Below are 368 nucleotides of genomic sequence, written 5' to 3' on the forward strand. Positions count from 1 at the left end.
TGGGGGAAGGATTCGAACCTTCGAAGTCGATGACGGCAGATTTACAGTCTGCTCCCTTTGGCCGCTCGGGAACCCCACCAGGGGTAATTCAAATTGTAGGCAGTGCTAGAAGATGGTGGTGGGGGAAGGATTATTCGTCGCTTCGTTCCTCACCCTTCGGGTCGTTGCCGTTGGCAACGTTCTCTCGCTTTCGCTCGAGTCGAACCTTAATCGAAGGCTCTCACCCTTCCCCGACAAGTGCAAACTTCTGCATTACTCACCGGGACAACTACATCGCTGTAGTAAATAATGGTGGTGGGGGAAGGATTCGAACCTTCGAAGTCGATGACGGCAGATTTACAGTCTGCTCCCTTTGGCCGCTCGGGAAC

The 368-nt window shown here is 53.5% G+C and carries 1 other RNA gene; it reads right to left on the reverse strand.

From position 1 onward, the window contains the following. Positions 1 to 113 precede the first annotated feature (113 nt). A non-coding RNA gene (locus OGX90_RS00015) (RtT sRNA) lies at positions 114 to 245 on the reverse strand. Positions 246 to 368 lie beyond the last annotated feature (123 nt).

This window comes from Citrobacter sp. Cpo012, assembly GCF_030333015.1.
In the GTDB taxonomy this organism is placed as follows: domain Bacteria; phylum Pseudomonadota; class Gammaproteobacteria; order Enterobacterales; family Enterobacteriaceae; genus Citrobacter; species Citrobacter portucalensis.